Origin of the sequence: Pseudomonas sp. s4 (assembly GCF_046764235.1) — a bacterium.
GTDB classification, from domain to species: Bacteria; Pseudomonadota; Gammaproteobacteria; order Pseudomonadales; family Pseudomonadaceae; genus Aquipseudomonas; species Aquipseudomonas asiatica.
Window position 1 is genome coordinate 4,196,403 of record NZ_CP177209.1, and the last position, 18,760, is coordinate 4,215,162.

Below are 18,760 nucleotides of genomic sequence, written 5' to 3' on the forward strand. Positions count from 1 at the left end.
TCGTACAATGCGTTGCGTTTTGCCCCCACCATCCTGCCTCGGCCTGCTGGCTGCTTTCGCTGCCTCCCAGCCCGCCCTGGCGGCACCTCCGGTCGAGTTGGGCCAGGTGCTGATCACCGATGAGGAGCAGAACGACCTGACTGCAGCCAGCGAACGCCTGCACGAAGTGCCGGGCGCAAGCAACCTGGTGGACATGCAGCGCGTGGGACAAGGCCGGGTTGCCAGCAACCAGGATGTACTGGCCTACCAGCCCGGGGTATTCGCCCAATCGGCGGGCAACGATGGCATCAAACTGTCGATCCGCGGTTCGGGCATCAACCGCGCACCGGGGGCCCACGGTTCCGGGGTGTACACGATGTTCGATGGCCTGCCCCTGACCGGCCCGGGCGGCACGCCCTACGAGCTGTTCGAGCCGCTGTGGCTTAGCCGTGCCGAAGTGCTGCGCGGCGCCAACGGCTTCGACCAGGGTTCCCTCGCCCTGGGCGGTGCGATCAACTACGTCACCCACACCGGCTACGACGCCGCGCCGCTGCAGGTGCGCTACGAAGTCGGCAGCCGCGGCTACCGGCATCGGCACATCAGCTCGGGGCAGGTACTGGGCAACCTCGACTACTACGTGGCCCTGACCGATTCGGAATATGACGGCTACCAGGCGCACAGCAGCGGCAGTGCCAAGGGTGTGGCGGCCAATGCCGGCTACCGCTTCAACCCGAACCTGGAAACCCGCTTCTACCTGCGCTACCGGGAAACCGAGAACGAGTTGGCCGGGCGCCTGACCAAGGAGCAGATCAAGCATCACCCACGCGCGGCCAACCCGGCCTACCTGGCCCGCGACGACAGCCGCCCGCAACCGGGCAGCACCTGGGTGGGCAACAAGACCACCTTCTACCTCGACGACGATGCGCGCCTGGAAGCCGGCCTGGTCTACCACGACTACCCGATGGACCTGCGCGAAGGCCCGATGCGCCTGAAGGTGGCCTATACCGATGTGAGCGGCACCTTGAACTACTTCCGCCGTGACACTTTGTTCGGCCACGAGAGCAAGACCACTGTCGGCTGGCGCACCACCAAACACCTGCCCAACAGCGGTGCTTCACAGTTCACCCGTAATGGCGACGTGTTCGGTGAGCGCATCCGTGACTTCACCTACCAGGGCTCGGACACCGTGCTGCATGTGGGCAATGACCTGGAGCTGGTACCGAACCTGTGGCTGACCACTGGCCTGGCGATGATCTATACCCGCCGTGAAAGTGATGTCACTTACCACCCTGCCGGGGGCGGCAAAGTGAGCCAGCATGACTGGGACTATGCACCACGCCTGGGGCTGCGCTATGACATCAGCCCGGACTTGCAGGTGTACGGCAACCTGAGCCGCTCGGTCGAACCACCCCATCCCTGGGCCCTGATCTGGAGTGCGCCCACAGCCAACCAACCGATCGAGATGCAAAACCAGACGGCCACCACACTGGAAATGGGTGCACGCGGCGAATCGGCATTGGGGCATTGGGACCTGGCGTGGTACTACTCGCAGGTTCGCCATGAATTGCTGGCGGTGGAGATCGTGCAAGGCGCTCCGGCCAAGGAATTCAACGCCAGCGCCACCGTGCATCAGGGCGTGGAAGCCGGCCTCGACAGTACCCTGTGGGAACGCGCCGGTACTGGCAGGCTGAGTTTGCGCCAGGCCTACACCTTCAGTGACTTCCACTACCGCGATGACGACAAGTTCGGCGATAACCGCCTGCCGGGCATCCCCATGCACTACTACCAGGCCGAGTTGCGCTATGACTGGCCGAGCGGTTTCTACGCCGGGGTGAACACGCAGATGGCGTCGAAGGTGCAGGTGGACTACGCCAACAGTTACCACGCCGATGAATATGCCTTGCTCGGCGCACGCCTGGGCTGGGATTCACCGAAGCAGGACTGGCAGACCTGGCTGGACCTGCGCAACCTGACCAACAAGCGTTATGCGGCGACGGTGACACCTGGCTACAACGATGCCGGAAAGGATGAGGCCCGTTCGACGCCAGGCGAAGGCTTTGGCGTGTATGCCGGGGTTTCCTACAGCTTCCGCTAGAACATGCCGCGCTCCGCTTCTGTAGGAGCAGCCTTGTGCTGCGAAGAGGCCGGTACAGATCCTATTGATGTGTGATTTGTACCGGCCTCTTCGCAGCACAAGGCTGCTCCTACAAAGAGACCGTCCATTCAACGATCGCGAATCAAACCGCCCTGTTCAACTTCACCCAGGAAGCGAACTTGTCGATAAACGCCTGCAAGAACGGCCGGGTCTTGTCATTGAGCTTGCCCGAATCCTCGAACAGGCTAGCCGCGCCGCCAATGTAGGCCTCGGGCATCTGCATGCACGGCATGTCCAGAAACACCAGCGACTGGCGCACGGCATGGTTGGCGCCGAAGCCACCAATGGCCCCCGGCGACACACTGGCCACCGCCGCCGGCTTGCCACTCCAGGCGCTTTGCCCGTAGGGCCGCGAGCCTACATCGATGGCATTCTTCAGGCCGCCAGGCACCGAGCGGTTGTACTCCGGGGTAACGAACAACACCGCATCACTGCGGCGGATCTCGTCGCGAAAACGCTTCCACGCGTCCGGCGCGTCGGCCTCGATATCCTCGTTGTACAACGGCAGATCACCAATCTCCACGATCTTCAGGGCAAGGCTGGACGGCGCCAGCTCCGAGAGTGCGCGGGCGACCTTGCGGTTGTAGGAGTCCTTGCGCAAGCTACCGACGACCACCGCTACCGAATACACCTGGCTCATGGCAATTTCCAACCTCTGCTGGGTAAAGGGACGTTGTAGTTATAGATGACCGTTCCTCGGCGCCTTGGTTTTTTTTCCACGGGGCGAAAACTTCCGACGCTGTTACACGGTCTATGCCTGCAGACATTTCCCACGTAATTCAGAGGTTTCCACCCAAATGGCAGCAGTAATGGTCGACCAATTCCACGCCCGTGACGCCGAAGGCCGCATCTACCCTGTGCACGAGTTCCAGGAGTCGACCCTGCAAACCGACGGCAGCACGCTGGGCGCGCCCATCACCACCTATCGCCTGGCCATCGGCGACAAGGTCAACCATCTGGGTGAAAATCGCTTCGAACTGGCGCGCAGCGGCGTCGAGATCATTCGCATTCCTTGATGCAGTCCACCGTGTAGCGGCCGCTTTCATTCTGCAGGCCGTGCACGTCGGCGACGAAACCTGGGAAGCCCTGGTTGAACGCCCGGGCGAAGGCCAGGTAATCGACTATCGAGCGGGTCGCCTCGGTAAACCGCTCCCCCGGCATGATCAACGGAATACCAGGCGGGTACGGCACCAGCATCACCGCTGCCACCCGCCCCAGCAGCGCCTCGATCGGCACTGCCTCCACCTCACCGCGCACCATCTGGTCATAGGCCCGGGCCGGGCTCACGGCCACCTCCGGCAAGCGCGTGAACAGCCGCTTCAATTGCTTGGCCGTAGCATTGGCGCGGTAGCAGCCATGCAACTGGTCGCACAGGTCGCGCAGGCCCATGCCCTGGTAGCGTGAGGCATCGGCAGCCACCACACTCGGCAGGCAGTTGCTCAGGGCGGTATTGCCGTCATAGTGGCGCTTGAATTCCAGCAATTCGGTGAGCAAGGTGCTCCACTTGCCCTTGGTAATGCCCATGGAGAACAGCACCAGGAAGCTGTACAGGCCGGTTTTTTCCACCACCAGCCCCCGCTCCCAGAGAAACTTGCTGACCACTGCCGCCGGGATGCCATGCTCGCCCAGTGCACCGCCCGCGCTCAGGCCCGGCATCACAAGGGTCACCTTCAGCGGGTCGAGCAGCACATAGTCATCCGCCACTTCGCCAAAGCCATGCCACTCCGCCCCCGGCTGCAGCAGCCAGTCCTGCGCGGCCAGGCGGTGGATGCCTTCGGCGCTCGGCGGCTGCCAGATGCTGAACCACCAGTCGTCGGCGGCGATGTGCTCGCGCAGGTTGGCCAGGGCACGGCGAAAGCTCAGCGCCTCGTCGAACATTTCTTGCAGCAGCGAACGCCCGGCCGGCCCTTCCATCATGGTCGATGCCACGTCCAGCGAAGCGAGGATGCTGTACTGCGGCGAGGTCGAGATGTGCATCATGAACGCTTCGTTGAAGCGGTCACGGTCCAGCTGGCGCCTGGCCCCGTCCTGCACATGAATCATCGAGGCCTGGCTGAACGCGGCCAGCAGCTTGTGGGTGGAATGGGTGCTGATCACCAGCGGGCTGTCTGCCGCGCAGGCCGTGCCCATGGCATAGCGCCCGGTAAAGAACTCGTGGAATGCCGCATAGGCGAACCAGGCCTCGTCAAAGTGCAGCACCTCGACACTGGCGCCCAGGGTCTGCTTGATCAGCCCGGCGTGGTAGCACAGGCCGTCGTAGGTGGAGTTGGTCACCACCGCCAGCTTGATGCGCTGCCCGCGATCGCGAGCAAGAGGGTTGGCCTGGATCTTCGCCTGGATCGCCTCGGGGCTGAACTCGCTGAGCGGGATCGGGCCGATGATCCCGAGTTCGTTGCGCTCGGGGCACAGATAGAGGGGAATGGCACCGGTCATGATGATCGCATGCACCACCGACTTGTGGCAGTTGCGGTCCACCAGCACCAGGTCGTCGCGGCCGACCATGGCGTGCCAGACGATCTTGTTGGCCGTGGAGGTGCCGTTGATGACGAAAAAGGTGTGGTCGGCGCCAAAGTTGCGCGCAGCCCTGGCTTCGGCTTCGGCCAAGGGGCCGGTGTGATCGAGCAGCGAGCCCAGCTCCGGCACGGAAACGGACAGGTCCGAGCGTAGGGTGTTTTCCCCGAAGAACTGGTGAAAGGCCTGGCCCACTGGGCTTTTGCGATAGGCCACGCCGCCGCCGTGGCCCGGGGTGTGCCAGGAATAATTGGACTGCGCGGTGTGCTGCACCAGGGCCTTGAAGAACGGCGGCAGCAGGCCGTCCAGGTAGATATGTGCGGCACGCGCCACCTGGCGCGCAAGAAACGGCACGGTGTCTTCGAACAGGTAGAGGATGCCCCGCAACTGGTTGAGCTCGCTCATGGCTTCGGCGGGGGCGTTTTCCAGGGTTACTTGTTCGCCCAGGGCGAAAATCGGCAGGCTGGGGGCGCGCAGGCGGGCCAGGCGGATCAGCTCGGCCATGTTCTGCAGCAGGTGGGTATTCTCGCCGACGCCCTCGGCGGCAATCAGCATGCAGGCCAGGCCATGGTGGGTGGCAGCGACCAGGCAGGCCTCGGCATGGTCGGCGGCGGCGAGGACGGCAAAGCCGTCCTGGCGCAGTTCCTCGGCGATGCCCCGCACACGCTCGCCAGCGACGCTGTCAACCTTGATGGCGCGGTGCACAATGAGGATGGGGAACTTGAGGTCCTTGTACATCAGGTGGCTACCTCCGAAGGACATGGCGTCTATTTCAGGGTAGTAGAACCTGTGTGATCAGGACCGGTATCGCCTTCAAGACATGCGCAGGATCTGTAGGAGCAGCCTTGTGCTGCGAAGAGGCCATTTCTGCTGAAGAAGATCTGTTGCCCTAACGGCCTCTTCGCAGCACAAGGCTGCTCCTACAGGTACATCACCGGCTTCGGAACTTGTGATGAACCTGTGGGAGCGGGTTCACCCGCGAAAGGGCCGGAGCAGGCGAAAGATCAGCCAGCAGGTGTCTCGGTCAGAGCCTGCCACATGGATGGCCCACCCGCCGACTTGGCAATGGCCGCCAGGCGCTCGGCATGCGCTTCCAGCTCTTCGGCACTGGCCATGATCACTCGCCCTGGCACACGCCCGCTAATACGGCGAATCTCGCTGCCACCAGCACCCGACCCTTCATCCTCGGCTTCTGCCCCATGCGCGGCCAGCGACAGGCTGGTCTGGCCACCGGTCATTGCCAGGTAGACGTCAGCCAGCAATTCCGAGTCGAGCAATGCGCCGTGCAGCTCACGGCCCGAGTTGTCGATATCGTAGCGTTTGCACAGGGCATCCAGGCTGTTGCGCTGCCCCGGGTGGCGCGCGCGCGCCAGCAGCAGGGTGTCGAGGATGGTGCAGTGCTGCGAAATGTCCGCGCGGTCCTGCTGGCCCAGCAAGGCAAATTCGTTGTTGATGAAGCCAACGTCGAACGCCGCGTTGTGGATGACCAGCGTGGCGCCCTGGATGAACTCGAAGAACTCCTCTGCGACATCGCCAAAGCGTGGCTTGCCGACCAGGAAGGCATCGGTGATGCCGTGGACGTTGATGGCGCCCTCGTCACTCTCGCGGTCTGGCTGCAGGTAGACGTGGAAGTGCCGCCCGGTCAGGCGCCGGCCGATGACCTCGACACAGCCGATCTCGATGATCCGGTGGCCTTCGCTGACCGGCATACCCGTGGTTTCGGTATCGAGAATGACGAACCGTTTATCTTGCTGCTGCTCCACGCGGGGCGCTCCAACTTGCATCAGTTACAAAGGCCGGAATTGTACCCCAGCTCAACGCTTGGCGCGCACCTCATCGACCCCACGGTTGGCCAGCTGGTCGGCGCGTTCGTTGCCGGGGTGGCCGATATGCCCGCGCACCCACTTCCAGGTCACCTTGTGGCGGTTGACCTGCTCATCCAGCTGCTGCCACAGGTCGGCGTTCTTCACCGGCTCCTTGGCCGCGGTTTTCCAGCCGCGCTTCTTCCAGTTGGTCATCCATTCGTTGATGCCCTTCATCACGTACTGCGAGTCGGTGGTCAGCACCACTTCGCATTCGCGCTTCAGCGCCATCAAGCCCTGGATCGCGGCCATCAGTTCCATGCGGTTGTTGGTGGTTTCGCGTTCGCCGCCCCACAGTTCCTTCTCGACGCCCTTGTAGATCATAAGGACGCCCCAGCCGCCAGGGCCAGGGTTGCCCTTGCAGGCACCATCGGTAAACATCTCGACGCTTTCGCTCATGTACCACTCATGTTCAGTGCTTTTCAGTATCCGGGTTGGCCGCCGTGCGGTTGACCTTGGCAAGTGGCAGCGGCAGCAGCTTGCCCATCGGCTCGCGACGCTCCTGGCGCAACGGCCGCAGGCCCACCACCATCTTGCGCGCTACCAGCAGGTACACCCCGCCACCGGAACTCTGCCAGCCGCCAGCCACCCGTTCCCAGCCCGCCAGGCGCTGCTGCCAGGCCGGTGAGGCAAGCGGCGGACGATAGCACCCGAAGCGGCGTTTCTCCAGCGCGAAGCCCAGCAGGTTGAGCCAGTCGCCCACCCGTGACGGCGAGATGCAACGGGCCTTGCGCAGGGCGCCGTGGCTGAAGAAATGGCGCATGCCCCAGCTGCTCCAGGGGTTGATCCCGACGATCAGCAGGTGCCCGCCAGGGCGCACCGCGCTGGCCGCCTCGCGCAGCAGGCCGTGAGGCGAAAGGCAGAAATCCAGGCCATGCTGCAGCACCACCACGTCGGCGGCGTGCTCGCTCAGCGGCCAGGCCTGCTCCTCGCAAACAATCTCCACCCCCGGCAGCGGTGCACCGAGGCGCACGTTGCGCTGCACCTGGGGCGCGCTGGGCGGTGGCTCGGCGCAGGGCCCGTAGTGCACAAGGTAACCCCCGAAGAAGCGCCCGAGCTCTTCTTCCAGCAGTTTTTCCTCCTCCCTGAGCATCAGTTGGCCGAGTGGGCCGTTGAACCACTCACGGGCCAGGCTGATCAGCTTGACCCAGTCCGGGTCGGCCTGGGCAAAGGCTTGGTCGGTCATTGCGCTCTCCCTCGAAGGTTCTCGCACCGCGCCATCGCGGATAAGATGCCTTCATGTGCCACGCTAGGCGAATCGGATCCGCACCATGATACAGATCGATGCTCTCCCCGCTTTCTCCGACAACTACATCTGGTTGTTACAGGATACTGCCAAACGCCGCTGCGCGGTGGTCGATCCGGGTGACGCCGGCCCAGTGGAACGCTGGCTGTCGGCCAACACCGGCTGGGTGCTGAGTGACATCCTGGTCACCCACCACCACAACGACCACGTCGGCGGCGTGGAAAGGCTCAAGCAGCTGACCGGCGCCCGGGTCTGTGGCCCGGCCCACGAGCGCATTCCCTGCCGTGACCTGGCGCTGGACGAAGGTGACCAGGTGACCGTGCTGGACGTGACCTTCCAGGTGCTGGCCGTGCCCGGCCATACGCTGGGGCATATCGCCTTGTTCAGCGACCAGCCGGCAACGCCGGTGCTGTTCAGTGGCGACACGCTGTTCGCCGCCGGTTGCGGGCGCATGTTCGAAGGCACTCCCGAACAGATGCAGCCAGCCCTCGCCCGCCTGGCAGCCCTGCCAGAGCAGACCGAGGTGTACTGCGCCCACGAATACACCATGAGCAACCTGCGTTTCGCCAAGGCGGTGGAACCCGAGAACCCGCACGTTCAGCAGCGGTTCGAGGACGTTACCCGTTTGCGTGCCGAAAATCGCATCACATTGCCATCAACGATCGGTCTGGAGCGCCTGACCAACCCCTTCCTGCGCACCTCTGAAACATTAGTTAAACAAAAAGCAGACGAATGGAAGGGACATTCAAACCCCTCGCATGTCGCTGTTTTTGCTGCCTTGAGGTCTTGGAAGGACACCTTCTGATAACCTCAAGATATATCGCAAGCGATGGTCAAAGGTTGACCAGGCCCGGAGCGGTTCCTAGAATCGCCGAAATTTTTCGCCCGGAAACCTGTGTCAGCCGATGTCTTCACGTAGCCGCAGAACCTCTCATTCCGTCGCCCTGACGCGCCTGGCCCAAATCAGTGCGCTGGCCCTGGCCGCCACCTTGGTGGGCTGCCAGAGCACCCGTCAGCTCGACGAATCCGATAGCGTTCGCGCGCACAACTACCAGGCGCGGATCAAGCACAAGCCTTCACCGCTGCTGGTAAAGCCGGCCGAACAGGCACCACAGGACGTGTGGGAACGCATGCGCCAGGGCTTCGCCCTGCAGGACAACATCGACGTCAACCCGCGCATCGAGCAGCAGCGCCTGTGGTTCGCCAGCAATCCAAGCTTCATCGAAAGCGCCGGTGAGCGTGGCAGCCTCTACCTGCACTACATCGTCGAGCGCCTCGAAGAACGCGACATGCCGCTGGAGCTGGCCCTGCTGCCAGCCATCGAAAGCGCCTACAACCCGATGGCCTACTCGCGCGCCCATGCCGCGGGCATGTGGCAGTTCATTCCGTCCACCGGTCGTCACTTCAACCTGCGCCAGACCAACTTCTACGATGGCCGTCGCGACGTGACCGCCTCGACCAACGCCGCACTGGACTACCTCAGCCGCCTGCACGACATGTTCAACGGCGACTGGTTGCTGGCCCTGGCTGCCTACAACGCCGGCGAAGGCACGGTCAGCCGAGCCATCGAGCGCAACGAGCGGCTCGGCCTGCCCACCGACTACTGGAACCTGCCGCTGCCGCAGGAAACCCGCGACTACGTGCCCAAGCTGTTGGCCCTGTCGCAGGTGGTACTCACGCCGCAAGCCTATGGCGTGAACCTGAACCCGATCGCCAACGAACCCTACTTCGAGGCGGTGGCCGTCAACGACCGCCTGGACCTGTCACGGGTAGCGGCCTTCGCCAACATCGACGAGGACGAGCTGATCCAGCTCAACCCGGCATTCAAGAAGCGCATGACCGTGGACGGCCCGCAGCAGCTGCTGGTACCCACTGCCAAGGCGCAGCTGCTGAGCGACAGCCTGTCCAACCTCAAACCCGAGCAGCTGGTCAGCCTGCAGCCGAACAAGGCCGTGTTCGCCCGCGCCGTGGCCGAAGCCAAGGCCCCAGTGGCGGCGCGCAGCTACCGGGTCAAGCGCGGCGACAACCTGGGCGCCATCGCCAAGGCCAACCGCGTTTCGGTCAAGGACATCAAGCGCTGGAACCGTCTCTCCGGCAACAACGTGCGCGCTGGCCAGGTCCTGGCCCTGCGCGGCGGCAGCGCGCCGAGCGCTGCTGGCAATCGGGTAGCCGCCTCCGGGCAGCGCTCCACGCAGTACAAGGTACGCAAAGGCGATTCGCTGTACCTGGTGGCCAAGCGCTTCAACGTGGAAATGAAACACCTCAAGCGCTGGAACCCGCGCAGCGGCCATGCCCTGAAGCCAGGCCAGACCCTGACCGTCTACCTCTCGCATTGATCCCCGCCTACCGCATTGACGCGGTGGCTGTAGGAGCGGCCTTGTGTCGCGATAGGGCTGCGCAGCAGCCCCAGATTATTGGAGGTGATGCCGATATCGCTGGGGCTGCTACGCAGCCCGATCGCGACACAGGGCCGCTCCTACAGCTACCGCGTCATTCCCATTGGACAGAAGCAGGCACGCCCGCCAACCCCACCTTCAAAACCTCTCTTTTTCCAACCCCACCAAGCTGTTACTGTACCCCGATCAAAGCCCAACGCCTCTGGATCGGATGCCGACTTGATACGTCCCCTCCTGCTGTCTCTCAGCCTGGCCTTGAGCTTTCCCGCAGCCGCGATGGTGAGCGAAAGCCACGGATACGCGCAGTTCGGCACGCTCAAGTACCCAGCCACATTCACCCATTTCGACTGGGTCAACCCGCAAGCGCCCAAGGGCGGCACCTTGCGGGCGATGGCTTTCGGAACCTTCGACACCCTCAACCCCTACACCTTCAAGGGGTCGAGCCCGATTACCACGCCCAATTTCCAGCAGTACGGCATCAGCGAGCTGAACGAGCCGCTGATGGTCGGCACCGGCCAGTACGACCCGTCCGGCGACGAACCGACCTCCAGCTACGGCCTGATCGCCCGCTCGGTGGAGTACAGCGAGGACCGCAGCTGGGTGGTGTTCAACCTGCGCCCGGAGGCCCGCTGGCATGACGGCAAGCCGATCACCTCGGCAGACGTGGCCTTCTCTTACCGCACGCTGCTCAAGGATGGCCACCCGATCTACCGCACCAACCTGCAGGAAGTGCAGCGGGTGGACATCCTTGGCCCGCTGCGCATCCGCTTCGTGTTCAAGCGCGCCGGCAACCCGCTGCTGATCCTGCGCCTGGGCGAAATGCCGGTGCTGCCCAAGCACTACTGGCAAAAGCGTGACTTCAAGGCCACCACCTTCGAGCCTCCACTGGGCAGCGGCCCCTACCGCATCACCCAGGTCCAGCCTGGGCGCCGGTTGGTGTTCGAACGGGTAAAGAACTACTGGGGCAAGGACCTGGCGGTGAACCGTGGCAAGTACAACTTCAACCGCGTGGAATACGAGTTCTACCGCGACGCCACGGTCGCCTTCGAAGCATTCAAGGCCGGCGAGTTCGACATCTATATCGAGCACCAGGCGAAGAACTGGGCCAACGGCTACAACTTCCCGGCCGTGCGCCGGGGCGAGGTGATCAAGGCGCAGATCCCGCACCGCATCCCCACGCAAACCCAGGGCCTGTTCATGAACAGCCGCCGGGCCACCTTCAGCGACCCACGGGTACGCCAGGCGCTGGGGCTGATGCTCGACTTCGAGTGGACCAACCGCGCGCTGTTCAGCGGCGCCTACCGCCGCTCGACCAGCTACTATCCCAACAGCGAATTCGCCGCCACCGGCCTGCCCACCGGCAAGGAATGGCTGTTGCTGGCACCGTTTCGTGACCAGTTGCCGGCCAGCCTGTTCAGCGAACCTTACAAGGTCAGCCATACCGATGGCCGTGGCATCAACCGCCAGACCCTGCGCCAGGCCCTCGGCCTGCTCGCCGAGGCCGGCTGGAAGCTGAACGGCCAACGTCTGGTCGACAGCAAGGGCCAGCAGCTGCGCATGGAACTGCTGCTGGTAAACCCCAACCTTGAACGCATCCTGCAACCTTATGTCGAAAACCTGGCCAGCATCGGCATCGATGCGCGCTTGCGTACCGTGGACCGCGCCCAGTACAAACAACGCCTGGACCAGTTCGATTTCGACATGATTCTGATGACCCTGAACCAGACCCTGAGCCCGGGCCTCGAACAGTGGCTGTACTTCCACTCCAGCCAGGCAACCACCAAGGGCAGCAAGAACTATGCTGGGGTCAAGGACCCGGTGGTCGACCATCTGCTCGACACCCTGCTGGCCGCCCGCACCCGCGATGACCAGGTCGCCGCCGCCCGCGCCCTGGACCGCGTGCTCTCATGGCAGTACTACATGATCCCCAACTGGTACCTCGACAATCATCGCCTGGCCTACCGCAACCGGTTCGCCTTCGTCACCACGCCGCCCTACACCCTTGGGCTGAACAGCTGGTGGATCAAGACTTCGGAGAAAGCCCAATGACGCCAACGCACCGACTGCGCCGGTTGGCCGGCAGCCTGTTGCTTGCCTGCCTGAGCCTTCCCGCCCTGGCCGCACCGCAACACGCGCTCACCCTGTACGACGAGCCCCCAAAATACCCCGCCGACTTCAAGCACTTTGCCTACGTCAACCCTGACGCACCCAAGGGTGGCACCTTCCGCCAGTCCAGCTTCGGCGGTTTCGACAGCCTCAACCCGTTCATCAACAAGGGCGTTCCGGCCGAGAACATCGGCAGCATCTACGACACCCTGATGCGCCAGAGCCAGGACGAGCCGTTCACCGAGTACGGCCTGGTGGCCGGCAAGATCGAAAAGGCTCCGGACAACAGCTGGGTGCGCTTCTACCTGCGCCCCGAGGCACGCTTCCACGACGGCCACCCGATGCGCGCCGACGACGTGGTGTTCACCTTCAATGCCCTGATCAAGGACGGCGCGCCGCTGTACCGCCAGTACTATGCCGACGTCGCTGAAGTAGTCGCCGAAGACCCGCTGACGGTGCTGTTCACCTTCAAGCACAAGAACAACCGCGAGCTGCCGCTGATTCTCGGCCAGCTGCCGGTACTGCCCAAGCACTGGTACGAAAGCCGCGAGTTCAACCGCGGCAACCTGGAAATCCCGCTGGGCAGCGGCCCTTACAAGGTTGCCGAGGTCAAGGCCGGGCGCTCGGTGCGCTACGAGCGGGTCAAGGACTACTGGGCCAAGGACCTGCCGATCAACCGCGGCTTCTACAACTTCGACGTGATGACCTTCGACTCCTACCGCGACACCACTGTCGCCCTGGAAGCACTCAAGGCCGGTGCGTTCGACTATGCGCTGGAAGTCAGCGCGAAGAACTGGGCCACCGCCTACAACGTACCCGCCGTGCGCGATGGCCGCCTGATCAAGGAAGAGTTGCCCAACGGCAACCCCACGGGCATGCAGGGCTTCATCTTCAACATCCGCCGACCGGTGTTCCAGGACGTGCGCGTGCGCCAGGCGCTGAGCCTGCTGCTGGACTACGAGTGGACCAACAAGCAGCTGTTCAACGGCGCCTACACCCGCACCGGCAGCTACTTCGAAAACTCGGAAATGGCCGCCCGCGGCCTGCCCAGCCCCAGCGAACTGAAAATCCTCGAACCGCTACGTGGCAAGGTCCCCGAGCAGGTATTCAGCGAAGCCTTCCGCAACCCGGTCAGTGACGGCAGCGGCATGATCCGCGAGCAGCAGCGCCAGGCCTACAAGCTGCTGCAGGAAGCCGGCTGGAAAATCGTCGACGACAAGATGGTCGACGCCCAGGGCAAGCCGGTGAGCATCGAGTTCCTGCTGGCACAGACCGAGTTCGAACGCATCCTGCTGCCGTTCAAGCGCAACCTCGCCGACCTTGGCATCGACCTGAACATCCGCCGGGTCGACGTGTCCCAGTACATCACCCGCCTGCGCTCGCGCGACTACGACATGATCGTCGGTGGCTACCCGCAGTCCAACTCGCCGGGTAACGAGCAGCGCGAGTTCTGGTCCAGTGCCGCCGCCGACAACCCCGGCAGCCGCAACTTCATCGGCTTGCGCGACCCTGCCATCGACCAACTGGTGGAACAGCTGATCAATGCCGATTCGCGGCAGAGCCTGATCGACCACTGCCGGGCCCTCGACCGCGTGCTGCTGTGGGGCTACTACGTGATCCCCAACTGGCACATCAAGACCTGGCGCGTGGCCTACTGGAACCACATCGGCCACCCGGACGTCTCGCCCAAGTACGACATCGGCATCGACACCTGGTGGATCAAGCCCGGCGTAACCCCGGCCGCCAACGCAGCCGCTGCGGACGAGGCCGAATAACATGCTGGCCTACATCCTGCGCCGCCTGCTGCTGATCATCCCGACCCTGTTCGGCATCCTGATCATCAACTTCATCATCGTCCAGGCCGCCCCCGGCGGCCCGGTCGAGCAGATGATCGCCAAGCTCGAAGGTTTCGAAGGCGCCACCAGCCGCATTGCCGGTGGCGGTGCCGAAGTGTCCGTGGCCGGCTCCAACTACCGTGGAGCCCAGGGCCTGGACCCGGCACTGATCGCCGAGATCGAACGCATGTACGGCTTCGACAAGTCGCCGCCCGAGCGCCTGTGGATCATGATCAAGAACTACGCCCGGCTGGACTTCGGCGACAGCTTCTTCCGCGATGCCAAGGTCATCGACCTGATCATCGAGAAGATGCCTGTGTCAATTTCGCTGGGGCTGTGGAGCACGCTGATCATGTACCTGGTGTCGATCCCGCTGGGCATCGCCAAGGCCGTGCGCCACGGCAGCCATTTCGACGTGTGGACCAGTTCGGCGATCATCGTCGGCTATGCCATCCCGGCGTTCCTGTTCGCCATCCTGCTGATCGTGCTGTTCGCCGGCGGCAGCTACTTCGACTGGTTCCCGCTGCGCGGCCTCACCTCCAACAACTTCGACGAGCTGAGCACCACCGGCAAGGTGCTGGACTACTTCTGGCACCTGGTGCTGCCGATCACCGCGCTGGTCATCGGCAACTTCGCCACCATGACCTTGCTGACCAAGAACAGCTTCCTCGACGAGATCAACAAGCAATACGTGGTCACCGCCAAGGCCAAGGGCCTGAGCCGACCACGGGTGCTCTACGGCCATGTGTTCCGTAATGCCATGCTGCTGGTGATTGCCGGTTTCCCTTCGGCGTTCATCGGCATCTTCTTCACCGGTTCCTTGCTGATCGAAGTGATCTTCAGCCTCGACGGCCTCGGCCTGATGAGTTTCGAGGCGGCCATCAACCGTGACTACCCGGTGGTCTTCGGCACCCTGTTCATCTTCACCCTGCTGGGGCTGGTGGTGAAACTGATCGGCGACCTGACCTACACCCTGGTCGATCCACGCATCGACTTCGCCAGCCGGGAGCACTGACATGGCCTTGTCCCCCCTCAACCGCCGGCGCTTCGAGCGCTTCAAGGCCAACCGCCGTGGCTGGTGGTCGCTGTGGCTGTTCCTGATCCTGTTCGGCCTGAGCCTGGGCGCCGAACTGATCGCCAACGACAAGCCGATTGCCGTGCGCTACGACGGCGAATGGTACTTCCCTGCATTCAAGCGCTACCCGGAAACCACCTTCGGCGGCGAATTCCCGCTGGAAGCCAACTACAAGAGCCCGTACATCCGCGAACTGCTGGAGAAGAAAGACAGCTTCGTGCTGTGGGCACCGATCCCGTTCAGCTACCAGAGCATCAACTACGACCTGCGCGTACCCGCCCCGGCCCCACCGTCGGCGGACAACTGGCTGGGCACCGATGACCAGGGCCGCGACGTGCTGGCACGGGTGATCTACGGCTTCCGCATTTCCGTGCTGTTCGCCCTGACGCTGACCCTGCTCAGCTCCATCGTCGGCGTGATCGCCGGCGCCTTGCAGGGCTTCTATGGCGGCTGGGTCGACCTGGCCGGGCAACGTTTCCTGGAAGTCTGGTCGGGCCTGCCGGTGCTGTACCTGCTGATCATCCTCGCCAGTTTCGTGCAACCCAACTTCTGGTGGTTGCTGGGCATCATGCTGCTGTTCTCGTGGATGAGCCTGGTGGATGTGGTACGCGCCGAGTTCCTGCGCGGGCGCAACCTGGAATACGTACGCGCTGCTCGCGCGTTGGGGATGCGCAACGGCGCGATCATGTACCGGCACATCCTGCCCAACGCCATGATCTCGACCATGACCTTCATGCCATTCATTCTCACCGGCGCCATCGGCACCCTCACCGCCCTGGACTTCCTCGGTTTCGGCCTGCCGCCGGGCGCACCATCGCTGGGCGAACTGGTGGCCCAGGGCAAGTCCAACCTGCAGGCCCCATGGCTGGGCATCAGCGCCTTCGCCGTGCTGGCGCTGATGCTGAGCCTGCTGGTATTCATCGGCGAATCCGCCCGCGATGCCTTCGACCCGAGGAAGTGACATGAGTGAACAGAACCTGATCGAAGTGCGCGACCTGGCGGTGGAGTTCGTCACCGGTGACCAGGCCCACCGCGTTGTGAACGGCATCAGCTTCGACATCCGCAAGGGTGAGACGCTGGCACTGGTGGGCGAGAGTGGCTCGGGCAAATCGGTCACCGCGCACTCGCTCCTGCGCCTGCTGCCCTACCCCCTGGCCCGCCACCCCAGCGGCAGCATCCGCTACGAGGGCAAGGACCTGCTGCAGCAGAACGAGAAGACCATGCAGCGCATTCGCGGCAACCGCATTGCAATGATCTTCCAGGAGCCGATGACCTCGCTGAACCCGTTGCACTGCATCGAGAAGCAGATCAACGAAATCCTCCTGCTGCACAAGGGCCTGACCGGCAAGGAGGCCACGGCGCGCACCCTGGAGCTGTTGGAGATGGTCGGCATTCCCGAGCCACGCAAGCGCCTGAAGGCCTTGCCCCATGAGCTGTCGGGCGGGCAGCGCCAGCGGGTGATGATCGCCATGGCCCTGGCCAACGAGCCGGAACTGCTGATTGCGGATGAGCCAACCACGGCGCTGGACGTGACTGTGCAGTTGAAGATTCTCGAACTGCTCAAGGAACTGCAGGCGCGTCTGGGCATGGCCCTGCTGCTGATCAGCCATGACCTGAACCTGGTGCGACGCATCGCCCACCGTGTGTGCGTGATGCAGCACGGGCAGATTGTCGAGCAGGCCGAATGCGCCAGGTTGTTCAGCGCACCGCAGCACCACTACACGCAGATGCTGATCAATGCCGAACCCAGCGGGCTGCCGGCGCACAACCCGGTGGGCGCGCCATTGCTGGAGGTGGATGACCTCAAGGTGTGGTTCCCGATCAAGAAGGGCCTGCTACGGCGCACGGTCGACCATGTGAAGGCGGTGGACGGGATCAACTTCAGCTTGCCGCAAGGGCAGACGCTGGGGATTGTCGGCGAGTCCGGGTCGGGCAAGTCGACTTTGGGCCTGGCGATCTTGCGGCTGATCTCCAGCCAGGGCGGCATTCGCTTTCATGGGCAGAACCTAGAAGGGCTGAACCAGAAGGCCGTGCGCCCGTTGCGGCGCGAGATGCAGGTAGTGTTCCAGGACCCGTTCGGCAGCCTGAGCCCACGCATGTGCGTGGAGGATATCGTCGGTGAAGGGTTGCGCATTCACCGCATTGGCACGGCGCAGGAACAGGAAGCAGCGATTATTGCGGCCCTGGAGGAAGTCGGGCTGGACCCACGCACACGGCATCGCTATCCGCACGAGTTTTCCGGTGGGCAGCGCCAGCGCATTGCCATTGCCCGGGCGTTGGTATTGAAGCCGGCGCTGATCCTGCTGGATGAACCTACGTCGGCGCTGGACCGCACGGTGCAGCGGCAGGTAGTGGAATTGCTGCGCAATCTGCAGCAGAAATACAACCTGACCTACCTGTTCATCAGCCATGACCTGGCGGTGGTCAAGGCGTTGAGCCACCAGTTGATGGTGATCAAGCATGGGCATGTGGTGGAGCAAGGGGATGCACAGGCGATCTTCCATGCGCCGCAGCATCCGTATACCCGGCAGTTGCTGGAGGCGGCGTTCTTGGAAGTTGAGGCAGGTTCGCCTTAAGTTTTGTAGAGTCCTCAAGATCGAGCGCCGCCCGCGCGGCGCTTCGCGGGACAAGCCCGCTCCCACATTTGTTGCAACGTGGCCATGCCTGTGAAAGAGGCGTTGTTAGCCTTGGTGCAAGGCTTGAGGTAAGTGGGGCGGCAGCAGTGCCAACTCAGAAATCCAGGCAGCCCACCAAAGTTGGCCACCATGGCCTGACAGGTTCGGCACGTTGCAACAAATGTGGGAGCGGGCTTGTCCCGCGAAGCGCCGCGCGGGCGGCGCTCGATTTTCGCGCCACCACAGAAATCAAACCGGTCACCTCCCGCCCTGACGCAATCGGGCGCAGAACACCTGCCATGTCAGATTTAACCCCTTCCCTGTAGGCCATTTCCCAAACATACTCCTGCCGCGTGTTTTCCGTTGCGGCTGCTCTGGCTGAGCTCTAGTCTCGGTTGGTCGCTGAAGATCAGCGATACAGCTTTGACAGGCTGTGACGGTTAATTCACGCAGGCAGTCTCCGCTTCATGGTGGCTGTGCGTGTGGGCACGCTTGCGTGCGCCGGAACTTTTGCGTGATTTACCGCCGGTCTGTCAACCCACGTACAGCTGCCACCCGACTGTTTGACAGCAGACAGGTGGCCGCACAGCCAATGGTTAATCACGATGCTGAACATTGTCCCCGATCCACCCCACAACACCCATTCCCTCGAAGACACCCTGATCCAGGCCACCGACTACGCGCTATGCGCGGCCACTGTGGTGCATCAGGCCTTGCTACTGCAGCCCAAATCGCCGGCTTCGATCCTGATGATGACCTCGATGCATGAGCTGGAGGCTCTTCGGACTTTGCTTGAGTCGGCACTGGTTAAGGTGCAGATGCCCGCTGAGCCTCGGACTTTGCACTGAGGCTTTAGTGTTGCGTTGTCTGGGCTGGCCTCTTCGCGGGTAAACCCGCTCCCACAGTATCTCCACAGGCCTTGAGGTAGATGCAGTACCTGTGGGAGCGGGTTCACCCGCGAAAGGGCCCGTCCGGGCAGT

The 18,760-nt window shown here is 63.3% G+C and carries 15 protein-coding genes; 10 read left to right on the top strand and 5 right to left on the bottom strand.

Annotation, left to right across the window (positions count from 1 at the left end):
• The first annotated feature begins 7 nt into the window (after nucleotides 1-7).
• The gene (locus tag ACK56M_RS19560; protein WP_411958941.1) at nucleotides 8-2,074 is read left to right on the top strand and encodes a TonB-dependent receptor family protein; all 2,067 of its coding nucleotides are present in this window, start codon (nucleotides 8-10) and stop codon (nucleotides 2,072-2,074) included.
• A gap of 142 nt (nucleotides 2,075-2,216) precedes the next feature.
• Here the strand turns inward: ACK56M_RS19560 and chrR are convergent, their stop codons facing one another.
• A complete protein-coding gene (gene chrR / locus ACK56M_RS19565; RefSeq protein ID WP_015271060.1) occupies nucleotides 2,217-2,774 on the bottom strand; it encodes a class I chromate reductase ChrR in 558 nt (185 codons plus the stop codon).
• Between the two features lie 157 nt (nucleotides 2,775-2,931).
• Between chrR and ACK56M_RS19570 the strand changes: the two genes are divergently transcribed.
• Complete coding sequence (locus ACK56M_RS19570) at nucleotides 2,932-3,150, top strand: hypothetical protein (RefSeq protein WP_015271061.1); 219 nt, start codon at nucleotides 2,932-2,934, stop codon at nucleotides 3,148-3,150.
• Here the strand turns inward: ACK56M_RS19570 and ACK56M_RS19575 are convergent.
• From ACK56M_RS19575 to ACK56M_RS19590, 4 genes are all read right to left on the bottom strand, one after another.
• The gene (locus tag ACK56M_RS19575) at nucleotides 3,134-5,383 is read right to left on the bottom strand and encodes an Orn/Lys/Arg decarboxylase N-terminal domain-containing protein (RefSeq protein ID WP_100414089.1); all 2,250 of its coding nucleotides are present in this window, start codon (nucleotides 5,381-5,383) and stop codon (nucleotides 3,134-3,136) included. The two genes, ACK56M_RS19570 and ACK56M_RS19575, sit on opposite strands and share 17 nt — an antisense overlap.
• A gap of 266 nt (nucleotides 5,384-5,649) precedes the next feature.
• Nucleotides 5,650-6,408, bottom strand: a complete 759-nt coding sequence (gene dnaQ / locus ACK56M_RS19580; RefSeq protein WP_015271063.1) for a DNA polymerase III subunit epsilon — start codon at nucleotides 6,406-6,408, stop codon at nucleotides 5,650-5,652.
• A gap of 51 nt (nucleotides 6,409-6,459) precedes the next feature.
• Nucleotides 6,460-6,906: a ribonuclease HI gene (rnhA, locus tag ACK56M_RS19585; protein ID WP_003261021.1), complete on the bottom strand. Its 447-nt coding sequence runs from the start codon at nucleotides 6,904-6,906 to the stop codon at nucleotides 6,460-6,462.
• A 13-nt stretch (nucleotides 6,907-6,919) separates the two neighbouring features.
• Nucleotides 6,920-7,693, bottom strand: coding sequence for a class I SAM-dependent methyltransferase (locus ACK56M_RS19590; RefSeq protein ID WP_013973399.1), 774 nt, complete (start codon nucleotides 7,691-7,693; stop codon nucleotides 6,920-6,922).
• Nucleotides 7,694-7,778: 85 nt separating this feature from the next.
• Here ACK56M_RS19590 and gloB point away from each other — a divergent pair, with 85 nt between their 5' ends.
• The 8 genes from gloB (at nucleotide 7,779) to ACK56M_RS19630 (ending at nucleotide 18,628) form a co-directional block, all read left to right on the top strand.
• The gene (gene gloB / locus ACK56M_RS19595) at nucleotides 7,779-8,558 is read left to right on the top strand and encodes a hydroxyacylglutathione hydrolase (RefSeq protein WP_015271064.1); all 780 of its coding nucleotides are present in this window, start codon (nucleotides 7,779-7,781) and stop codon (nucleotides 8,556-8,558) included.
• 100 nt (nucleotides 8,559-8,658) lie between these two features.
• A complete protein-coding gene (locus tag ACK56M_RS19600) occupies nucleotides 8,659-10,089 on the top strand; it encodes a lytic transglycosylase domain-containing protein (protein ID WP_015271065.1) in 1,431 nt (476 codons plus the stop codon).
• 279 nt (nucleotides 10,090-10,368) lie between these two features.
• Nucleotides 10,369-12,198, top strand: a complete 1,830-nt coding sequence (locus tag ACK56M_RS19605; RefSeq protein ID WP_024087409.1) for an extracellular solute-binding protein — start codon at nucleotides 10,369-10,371, stop codon at nucleotides 12,196-12,198.
• Entirely contained in the window at nucleotides 12,195-14,030 is a 1,836-nt protein-coding gene (locus ACK56M_RS19610; protein ID WP_024087410.1) for an extracellular solute-binding protein, read from the top strand. The genes ACK56M_RS19605 and ACK56M_RS19610 overlap by 4 nt, the downstream gene beginning before the upstream one ends.
• Before the next feature lies 1 nt (nucleotide 14,031).
• On the top strand, nucleotides 14,032-15,105 hold the full coding sequence (locus tag ACK56M_RS19615; protein WP_009686399.1) for a microcin C ABC transporter permease YejB: 1,074 nt from the start codon (nucleotides 14,032-14,034) through the stop codon (nucleotides 15,103-15,105).
• Nucleotide 15,106: 1 nt separating this feature from the next.
• Nucleotides 15,107-16,126 carry an ABC transporter permease gene (locus ACK56M_RS19620; RefSeq protein WP_013973404.1) on the top strand — a complete coding sequence of 340 codons (1,020 nt, stop codon included), beginning with the start codon at nucleotides 15,107-15,109 and terminating at the stop codon, nucleotides 16,124-16,126.
• Between the two features lies 1 nt (nucleotide 16,127).
• Complete coding sequence (locus tag ACK56M_RS19625) at nucleotides 16,128-17,741, top strand: ABC transporter ATP-binding protein (protein WP_085720482.1); 1,614 nt, start codon at nucleotides 16,128-16,130, stop codon at nucleotides 17,739-17,741.
• 644 nt (nucleotides 17,742-18,385) lie between these two features.
• Complete coding sequence (locus ACK56M_RS19630) at nucleotides 18,386-18,628, top strand: hypothetical protein (protein WP_015271069.1); 243 nt, start codon at nucleotides 18,386-18,388, stop codon at nucleotides 18,626-18,628.
• Nucleotides 18,629-18,760: the final 132 nt, after the last annotated feature.

Coding starts and splice junctions, on each gene's coding strand:
- ACK56M_RS19560 (WP_411958941.1), top strand. CDS start 8: ATGCGTTGCGTTTTGCCCCCACCATCCTGCCTCGGCCTGCTGGCTGCT.
- chrR (WP_015271060.1), bottom strand. CDS start 2,774: ATGAGCCAGGTGTATTCGGTAGCGGTGGTCGTCGGTAGCTTGCGCAAG.
- ACK56M_RS19570 (WP_015271061.1), top strand. CDS start 2,932: ATGGCAGCAGTAATGGTCGACCAATTCCACGCCCGTGACGCCGAAGGC.
- ACK56M_RS19575 (WP_100414089.1), bottom strand. CDS start 5,383: ATGTACAAGGACCTCAAGTTCCCCATCCTCATTGTGCACCGCGCCATC.
- rnhA (WP_003261021.1), bottom strand. CDS start 6,906: ATGAGCGAAAGCGTCGAGATGTTTACCGATGGTGCCTGCAAGGGCAAC.
- ACK56M_RS19590 (WP_013973399.1), bottom strand. CDS start 7,693: ATGACCGACCAAGCCTTTGCCCAGGCCGACCCGGACTGGGTCAAGCTG.
- gloB (WP_015271064.1), top strand. CDS start 7,779: ATGATACAGATCGATGCTCTCCCCGCTTTCTCCGACAACTACATCTGG.
- ACK56M_RS19600 (WP_015271065.1), top strand. CDS start 8,659: ATGTCTTCACGTAGCCGCAGAACCTCTCATTCCGTCGCCCTGACGCGC.
- ACK56M_RS19610 (WP_024087410.1), top strand. CDS start 12,195: ATGACGCCAACGCACCGACTGCGCCGGTTGGCCGGCAGCCTGTTGCTT.
- ACK56M_RS19615 (WP_009686399.1), top strand. CDS start 14,032: ATGCTGGCCTACATCCTGCGCCGCCTGCTGCTGATCATCCCGACCCTG.
- ACK56M_RS19620 (WP_013973404.1), top strand. CDS start 15,107: ATGGCCTTGTCCCCCCTCAACCGCCGGCGCTTCGAGCGCTTCAAGGCC.
- ACK56M_RS19625 (WP_085720482.1), top strand. CDS start 16,128: ATGAGTGAACAGAACCTGATCGAAGTGCGCGACCTGGCGGTGGAGTTC.
- ACK56M_RS19630 (WP_015271069.1), top strand. CDS start 18,386: ATGCTGAACATTGTCCCCGATCCACCCCACAACACCCATTCCCTCGAA.